Source organism: Streptomyces sp. NPDC059900, from assembly GCF_050270335.1.
In the GTDB taxonomy this organism is placed as follows: domain Bacteria; phylum Actinomycetota; class Actinomycetes; order Streptomycetales; family Streptomycetaceae; genus Streptomyces.
This window is the reverse complement of the sequence record NZ_JBNNJZ010000394.1, coordinates 1-7,713: the sequence shown is the minus strand read 5'-3', so window position 1 is coordinate 7,713 and position 7,713 is coordinate 1. Positions and strand designations below refer to the sequence as shown.

10 protein-coding genes, 1 pseudogene and 1 riboswitch are annotated in these 7,713 nt (G+C 69.7%); of the genes and pseudogenes, 3 read left to right on the top strand and 8 right to left on the bottom strand.

Annotated elements, in window-relative coordinates; translation table 11 throughout:
• The 8 genes from ACQKIP_RS33755 to ACQKIP_RS33720 all read right to left on the bottom strand — a co-directional run.
• On the bottom strand, positions 1-991 hold a 991-nt coding region (locus ACQKIP_RS33755; protein WP_427745020.1), incomplete at its 3' end, for an SRPBCC family protein.
• The gene (locus ACQKIP_RS33750; protein ID WP_365860972.1) at positions 984-1,706 is read right to left on the bottom strand and encodes a DNA primase; all 723 of its coding nucleotides are present in this window, start codon (positions 1,704-1,706) and stop codon (positions 984-986) included. The genes ACQKIP_RS33755 and ACQKIP_RS33750, both read right to left, overlap by 8 nt.
• Positions 1,703-1,966, bottom strand: coding sequence for a gas vesicle protein GvpG (locus ACQKIP_RS33745; RefSeq protein ID WP_365860971.1), 264 nt, complete (start codon positions 1,964-1,966; stop codon positions 1,703-1,705). The genes ACQKIP_RS33750 and ACQKIP_RS33745 overlap by 4 nt, the downstream gene beginning before the upstream one ends.
• A 5-nt stretch (positions 1,967-1,971) precedes the next feature.
• Entirely contained in the window at positions 1,972-2,751 is a 780-nt protein-coding gene (locus ACQKIP_RS33740) for a GvpL/GvpF family gas vesicle protein (protein ID WP_365860970.1), read from the bottom strand.
• A complete protein-coding gene (locus ACQKIP_RS33735; protein ID WP_365860969.1) occupies positions 2,748-3,173 on the bottom strand; it encodes a gas vesicle structural protein GvpA in 426 nt (141 codons plus the stop codon). The genes ACQKIP_RS33740 and ACQKIP_RS33735 overlap by 4 nt, the downstream gene beginning before the upstream one ends.
• A gap of 81 nt (positions 3,174-3,254) precedes the next feature.
• Positions 3,255-3,680, bottom strand: coding sequence for a gas vesicle protein (locus tag ACQKIP_RS33730; protein ID WP_365860968.1), 426 nt, complete (start codon positions 3,678-3,680; stop codon positions 3,255-3,257).
• Between the two features lie 69 nt (positions 3,681-3,749).
• A complete protein-coding gene (locus tag ACQKIP_RS33725; RefSeq protein ID WP_365860966.1) occupies positions 3,750-4,214 on the bottom strand; it encodes a phage holin family protein in 465 nt (154 codons plus the stop codon).
• Positions 4,174-5,748 carry an amidase gene (locus ACQKIP_RS33720; RefSeq protein ID WP_365860964.1) on the bottom strand — a complete coding sequence of 525 codons (1,575 nt, stop codon included), beginning with the start codon at positions 5,746-5,748 and terminating at the stop codon, positions 4,174-4,176. Before ACQKIP_RS33720 ends, ACQKIP_RS33725 begins: the two co-directional genes overlap by 41 nt.
• Before the next feature lie 245 nt (positions 5,749-5,993).
• On the opposite strand from ACQKIP_RS33720, the gene ACQKIP_RS33715 reads away from it, so the two are divergent.
• The 3 genes and pseudogenes from ACQKIP_RS33715 to ACQKIP_RS33705 form a co-directional block, all read left to right on the top strand.
• Complete coding sequence (locus tag ACQKIP_RS33715; RefSeq protein ID WP_365860962.1) at positions 5,994-6,629, top strand: ATP-dependent Clp protease proteolytic subunit; 636 nt, start codon at positions 5,994-5,996, stop codon at positions 6,627-6,629.
• Between the two features lie 7 nt (positions 6,630-6,636).
• Entirely contained in the window at positions 6,637-6,945 is a 309-nt protein-coding gene (locus tag ACQKIP_RS33710) for a hypothetical protein (protein WP_365860961.1), read from the top strand.
• A 363-nt stretch (positions 6,946-7,308) separates the two neighbouring features.
• A riboswitch (cyclic di-AMP (ydaO/yuaA leader) is annotated at positions 7,309-7,475 on the top strand.
• 4 nt (positions 7,476-7,479) lie between these two features.
• Positions 7,480-7,713: pseudogene (locus ACQKIP_RS33705) on the top strand (NlpC/P60 family protein); the annotation flags it as partial.

The following is a 7,713-nucleotide window of genomic DNA, read 5'->3' as shown; positions in this document are numbered from 1 at the left end:
CGTGCTCCTCTTCCTCTTCGTCCTCGTAGGACTCCTCGGGCTGCTCCTCGTCCTCGCCCTCGTATTCCTCGTCGGCGACGTCCTGCGGTTCGCCCTCCTGCTCGCGCTCCTCCTGCTCGCGCTCCTCCTCCTCGACCGCATCCTCATGGCTGCGGACGACCTCGCCGTCGCGGATCTCGCCGCGCCAGCCGTCCTCCGCCTCACCCTTGATGGTGATGAACCGCGAGAAGTTCTTCAGGTCGAGCCGGGCCCGGCGGCCCTGCGCGCGCCAGATGTTGCCGGTCTTCTCGAAGAGGCCCTTGGGGTAGTACTCCAGGACCAGCAGCACGCGCGTGAGGTTCGGCGCCAGCGAGTGGAAGGAGACGACGCCCTTCGTCGTGCCCTTCGCGCCCTCCGAGGTCCAGGCGACCCGGTCGTCCGCCACCTGCTCGGTGGTGTGGGCCTTCCAACTCCGGTTGGACCAGAAGATCTTGGCCTGCCAGTCGGAGGTGGTGTCATCGGCGCGGTTCGCGCTCTTGACGCCCTTGGCGAAGGTGCTGAAGTCCTGGTACTGGGTCCACTGGTCGTACGCCGTGCGCAGCGGCACCCCGACGTCGATGAACTCCATGATGACCGTGGGCTTCTTGCCGGCCCCGCCCTTCTTGCGGCCCTTTCCGCCGGTCAGGTTCTTGAAGGCGCCGACCACGCTGTCCTTGGCCCGTCCGGCACCGATCTCCACGGCGGACCGCAGGGGCCCCTTGCCCTCGGCCATCTTGCGACCGCCGTCGAGGGCCAGCTTGGCGAAGCCAGGGCTGTTGCCCTCGGCGATGTCGTTGAGCTTGTTCGTCGTCGCGCCGAGCTTGTGGCCCACTCCGGTCAGGAGCCGCTGGGCCTGGGCCCCGAGGTAGTCCTGGACCTCTGACTTGAGCCGGTCTGCCGCCTCGCTCTGGGCGAGGCTGGTGAGCGGATTCTCCTTCGCCCCGTTCTTCGCGGACCTCAGGGTGTCACTCATCACGACCGCCCTCCTTCGGCAACCGGGCTCCCGTGGTGCGGCGCGCGGAGGTCTTCGCCGCGGCCCTGGCGGGAGCCTTCTTCGCCGTCTTCTTCGCAGGGCTCTGCTGCGCCGACTTCTGTGCCGCCGGTTTTCTGGCGGGGCTCTTCTTGGCCGGCGCCTTCTTGGCCGGCGCCTTCTTGGCGGCGGGCTTGCGCTCGGGAGCCCGCTTCCTCGGCCGGGGCTTCTCCTCGGGCTCCGACTCCGCCTCGGCGGACTCCTCGCCGTCCCGGTCGTCCCGGCTGCCCCGGTCGTCCCGATCCCGGTCGCGTTCGTCCTCGTACTCCGCGTACTCCTCGTACTCCTCGTCCGAGTCGTCCGCCTCGCCCTTGCGGCCGCGTCCCGGTATGTCCGGGGTGACGCCCGCGAGTTGGTCGCGCACGTCCGCCGTACGACCGTGCAGCCGGTCGGCGAGTCCCGTGATCTGCCGTTCGAGCAGCGCGCCGGTGGCGGCCTTGCCGACTCCGCGCAGATCCCCGCGCAGCTGGTCGCCGATCTCCTTGAACTGCGGGTTGTTCTGCAGCTGCTGGGAGAGCAGGTCACCGATGGCGCGCGGGCTGAGGTTCATCCGCTTGCCGGCCACCATCGTGCCGACCGCGAACGCCAGTTTCATCTTCTTCGTACGTCCCAGGACGTATCCGGCCCCTACGGCGAGGCCCATGCCAAGTCGATTCATCGTGTGGTCCCGTTGTCGGGTCCCGCACCGGAGTGCGGGCCTGTTTCCAGGCGGTCGAGCAACTCGTCCTCCTGGCGGTCGAATTCCTCCTCGCTGATCTCGCCCGACTCGAGCTGCTGCTCGAGCTGGGCGAGTTCGGCGCGGACGGTGGCCGGGTCGTAGTAGAGGCGCTCGGCCTCGGCGAGTACCTGGTTCACCGCCCAGAGGCTGCCGCGCACGGGTGCGAACGGCAGCATCAGCACTTCGCCGATCAGTCCCATGGCGCCTACTCCCGGCCGCTGTGCGAGCCCGTCGCCTCCGGTGCGGCACCCGTGGGCTCGGAGGGCCCGGGTTCGACGAAGCTGTAGGGCGGCAGCGGGCCGTTGACGCGCAGTTCGATGTGCGGATGTCCCTTGCGGGCCTCCTCGACGGCGGCGAGGAACACCTCGGCCGAGTCGCGCTCCACCAGGAACGACAGGTTGGCGAGCCATCCCGTGGACTCGGGGCCCACGCTGACGGAGTGTGCCGCCGGCTCCAGGATGCGGTGCAGTTCCACCGCGTCCTCGGCCTCGCGGCCCTGGAGAGCGGCCACCACCATCTCGCCGAGCTGCAGCTTCTGTTCGTAACTGCCGCCGCCAGCCTGCCGGTTGGCCTCGGCCAGGGCCTGCACCTCGGGATTGTCGGCCATCACGCGGTGCAGGGCGGCCTGCTCGTCGTGGCTGGCCTTGACGTTGTACTCGACCTTGCCCTCCAGCGTGGCGAGCCGCTCGCGGTAGTGCTCGGCGCGTTCCGCGAGCACCCCCGTGACGGCCGTGTCGTCCGGGGCGACGTTGCCGAACCGCATGGGAAGGACCGGTCCTGCGGCGCCCGCCTCGTTCAGCACGTTCTGGTGGGCGAGGAGGTCGTTGCGCTTGGGTCGCAGCCCCTCGGGTGCGTCACTGACGATGGCCGCCAGGTCGCCTTCCTTGAGGATGCGCACGGGGAGCGCGGGCTTTCCCACGCCTTCCATGCCCTCGGGGAGCGAGGGGTGGGAACTGGCGCTGATGCCATAGACGTACGTGCTCATTCCTGCGCCTCCTTCCGGCGCGCGGACGTGCTCTTGCGTGCGCGCGGACGGGACTCGGACTGGCCCTCTTCACGGGACTGCTTGAACGCGTCCGAGATGGTCTCTGCGGCGCCGGACAGGGCGCCCTTGGACTTGCCGCGCGCACCGGACTCGGTTATCTCGCCGACCAGGTCGGGGAGCCCCGGGTCCTTGTGCGGGCCCGACTCCAGGTCGAGACGGTTGCACGCCTCGGCGAAGCGCAGATAGGTGTCGACGCTGGCGACGACCACACGTACATCGATCTTCAGGATCTCGATGCCGACGAGCGAGACACGCACGAAGGCGTCGATGACGAGTCCGCGGTCAAGGACGAGCTCCAGGACGTCGTACAGGCCACTGGAGCCGCCCGATCCGCCGGCTTGCTGTGCAGGAACAACGGTCATGCCGACCGGCCCTCCTTGTCTGGGAAGTCTGTGGAAAGAACTGCGGAATCCCGCACGCCGGGAGATGTGCGCCCGGAGGCTCTACCGGCCGCCGCCCTTCTGGGAATCGGCGCGACCACGTTCGTAGCGGCGCGTGCGCCGGTAGCCCAGGAGCTCGCCCTGCGGGTCGCACTCGACCTGATAGCTGGCGAGGAGACTCATCGTGTCCGGCACCCTGGTGAGTTCCAGGACCTCGATCTCCAACGTCCAGCCGTCTTCGGTCTGCGAGAAGGACGACACGGACTCGGTCGTCATCCCGGTGAGCTCGGCGAGCTGGGTGCGTGCCGTGCGCAGCACCTCCATGGGGCCCGGACGGCGCTTCGCCCTGCTGCTTTCCGCGTGTTCGTCTGCATTCTTCGAGGTTGAGTTCGCGTCCGAATTCGCGCCTGCGCTTGAGTTCGACGAGGTCGATGAGTTCGAGCGCGAGGAACTCGTCCTCTTCTTCGCTGGATCTGACGATGTGTTCAATATGGCCACCTCGTCTTCACGAGTGGCCCGTAATCCGTTGGCCAAACATCCACATCGAGGCGGCTCGGCTCACCGTCCGGGGCGGTGCGGCACGTCGGGATCCACGCCGCCCGCACGGGTCGCGTCGACGGTCGGCGGCGACACCGGACGCTCCGGAACCACCGGGGCCGCCGGGGCCGCCTCGGGTGCAGAAGTCGTGGAGGGCGTGTCGACGGAAGGGCGACCGGCGGAGGGGCGGGCCGCGTCACGCAGCAGATGCGCCGCTACACCGAGCACCACCGCGGTGATCAGGGCTGCCGCCCAGCCGGGCAGGCCGAGAGCGAGCGCGAGGCCGAAGGCCAGCGCGAGCGCGGCGCCCGCGTAGAGACCGGCGGCGCCCGCACCCGCGTACAGCGCGGCCTTGCGCCGCTGTTTTCGTGTCTGCTCTCTCAGTTCGTCGCGCAGTTCGTTGCGCAGTTCGTCGCGCACGGCCTCGCGGGCGGCACGCGTCAGCTCATCGACGAGGTTCTTGTCCAGATGCTCCAAACGATTCATGGCGCCCGAGTACCCGGCCGTCCGGGCGCGTAACGCGGTGCCCCGGCCGCCGCTCGCCGTGGCGGGTGGCTTGTTCGAAGGCGTGACCGATCTGCAGAACCTGTAGATCGCCGCGGTGCGGTCCGACGATCTGCAGCCCGACCGGCAGCCCGGCCGGGGTGAACCCGGCGGGCACCGACAGCGCCGGACTGCCGGTCGCGGACACCAGGTAGGCCGAGCGCATCCACTCCAGATAGTCGGTCATCGCGACCCCGCCGACCGTGTCCGGATATTCCTCTTCGACGGGGAACGGTACGACTTGACTGGTCGGCAGGATCAGGGCGTCGTACTGCTCGAAGAACTCCCGTACCCGGTGGAACAGTTCGCCGTGCAGGACGGTGGCGCGCTCCAGGTCGGCCCCGGTGAGATCACGCCCCTGTTGTACGTTCCGCACCAGGCTGGGCTTGATCCGGTCGGCCGCGGTCCGCGTGAGCGAGCCGAGCGCCAGATGGAACTGCCAGGCCCTGAAGGTCCGGAACACCTCGTCGGCGCCGGAGAGATCGGGGCAGGCCTCCTCGACCGTGCACCCGAGGCCGGCGAAGGCCATGACGGCGGGCGCGAGCACATCGGTGACCTCGCGGTCGACCGGCACCGCTCCTCCCAGATCCGGCGACCAGGCGATCCGCAGCCCCGTCAGATCGCGTTCCAGCGGACCGGCGAACGCACTTCCCGGTGTCTCCAGGGAGATCGGCGAACGCGGGTCGGGGCCGGCGACGGCGGAAAGCAGCAGGGCCGCGTCGGCGACGGTGCGCGCCATCGGCCCCTGCACGGCCATCGTCGACCACGGGGTGGCGTCCGGCCAGGTCGGCACCCGGCCCGGCGAGGGGCGCAGCCCCACCACGTTGCAGAACGAGGCGGGGTTGCGCAGCGAACCGCCCATGTCGCTGCCGTCGGCCAGGGGATGCATGCCGCACGCGAGCCCTGCCGCCGCTCCCCCGCTGCTGCCGCCCGCCGAGCGCTTGAGGTCGTAGGGGTTGCGGGTGGCGCCGAAGACCGGGTTGACGGTGTGCGAACCGGCCGCGAACTCGGGCACGTTGGTCTTGCCGATGGTGATCGCCCCGGCGCCGCGGATCCGCTCGACGATCAACTCGTCACGGTCCGGGACGTTGTCGGCAAGCAGCGGCGTCCCGTAGGTGGTGCGGATGCCGCGGGTGTCGTGCGTGTCCTTGTGGGCGACGGGCAGACCGTGCAGCGGGCCGAGCGGGGCACCGCGCACCGTCTGCTCGTCGGCGGCGCGTGCCGCGTCGAGCGCACGCTCGGCCGTGAGGGTCACCACGGCGTTCACGGCGGCGTTGACCTGCTCGATCCGGTCCAGGTGCGCCTGGACGACCTCGCGCGCGGACAGTTCACGGGTCCGGATGGCGGCGGCGAGTTCGCGGGCGGTGAGGTGAACCAGGCCTGCGCCGTCGCCGTCGTCGATCCGGCGCGCGTCGGGGGCTTGGCTGGCGTCAGGGGGTTGGTGGGCATCGGGGACTTGATGGGCTTCCGGGTTCATACGACGCCTTCGGCTCGGGTGGCTGACGGGTGCGCGACGAGCCGGAGTATGCCCATGCCGCCGCGCCCGTCATCCGGCCGCGCGCGCCGCGGCCCCGGCTTTCAGCGGGCGGCTGAAACACGGCACATCTGTTGACTCCGGCGGATCACCGGAACATGCTCCCCCTCACGACGTTACGTACGTCCTGTACATTTTTTACAGAACGCCTTGGGGAGCAGCCGACCCCGGCAGAGGAGAGACGCGCCATGAACCGACCGTTCGCCCGCCATGTCCTGCCCGAGTTCACCGAACGCACCAGCGCCGGGCAGCGGACCCTCGACCCCTATTCGAAGCTGCTTGAGGAGCGCATCGTCTTCCTCGGCACACCGATCGACGACACCTCGGCCAACGACGTGATGGCGCAGTTCATGCACCTCGAATACCTGGCGCCCGACCGCGACATCGCGCTCTACATCAACTCCCCCGGCGGCTCGTTCAGCGCCATGACGGCGATCTACGACACGATCCGGTTCGTCACCTGCGACGTGGAGACGGTCTGCCTGGGCCAGGCCGCGTCGGCGGCCGCCGTCCTGCTGGCCGCGGGCACCCCCGGCAAGCGGTCCGCGCTGCCCGGCGCCCGGGTGCTGATCCATCAGCCCTCGATCGCCGAGCCGATCCACGGCCAGACGAGCGACTTGGCGATCCAGGCCGACGAACTCCTGCGCACCCGCGCCCGGTTGGAGCAGCTGCTCGTCCAGCACACGGGCCGCAGCCCGCAGCGCATCGCCGCCGACATCGAACGCGACAAGATCCTCAGCGCCCCGGAGGCGGTCGAGTACGGCCTGGTGGACCGGATCATCGCGAGCCGCAAGTCATCCCTCGACACCCCGGACGCGAGGTGACCCGCCGGTGCTGCCGCCCGAACTCCCTCCGCTGCCCGCACTCACCCGCGCCGAGGGCGAGTTGATCGACCGGTATCTCGAAGTGGTCGACCTGGTGGGCCGGATCAACCCCGCACGCGCCACGGACACCTACGGCGGGCTGCGCGCCGCCCAGGCCCTGGTCGGCAGCGCGACGGCCCTGCGGGACGCGCTGACGCTCATGCACCAGCGGGGCGAGAGCGCCGTGCACGCGCCGACGCTGGCCAGGGCGTTGCGCGTGCTTGACGGGGAACGACGGGCAGGGCGGGTCACCGTGCCGCCACCGCAGGCATCCTGAGCCTCCGTCACCACGTTCCTGAAGTCCGAGCCGTCCGGGCCCAGTTCCAAACGAACCAAACGGGCTACCTCGTTCGGCGTAGACAATCGTGGTCTTTCGGGCCGCCTTCGGTTGCGTCAGATGCGTACGCGTGGGCCGGAATTCTTCGCTCCGGTGCTGGTCGAACGGTCGTCGGGGCCCTCGCGCCGATCCCGAATCCGACTCCGTCCACCCGAACGGTTCAGTCGTGAGGATGTTCACAAAACGCCGTTTCGGCTCGGATTTCGACCACTTGACGGGTCAAGATCCCTTCCGACGACAAGCCCCCGCCACAGCGGCGGGGCGGTCCGGGCGGACGCCGAGTCCTGCCGCCGCCCGGATGACCGGTCGACATCGGTGCATCGGCAGGAGTGGAGGACCCAGGCAAGACGGGTCGTCGGTCCGGAAGGTCCGGACGCCGACCCTTGGGGTGAAGCCGCATACCGCGGCCGGGCAACTTCGCCAGCCCGAATCCGACAGGTCATCCTTCACAGGCGGCTGACGAAGGGTTTGCGCATGACCGCGCTGAATCATGTTCCGTCGCTGCTCACCAGGGCCGGTTCGGTATCCGCCCTCACGCTCGCCGTCGTAGGCGGCACGCTCGCGGCCCCGGGACTCACGCCGGAAGCAGAGGCCGCGACACACGCGACCAAGGCGCTCAAGATCGCTGCCTCGAAGAAAGGCTCCCCCTACCGCTACGGATCGACGGGGCCGCACCGGTTCGACTGCTCGGGCCTGACCCTCTACTCG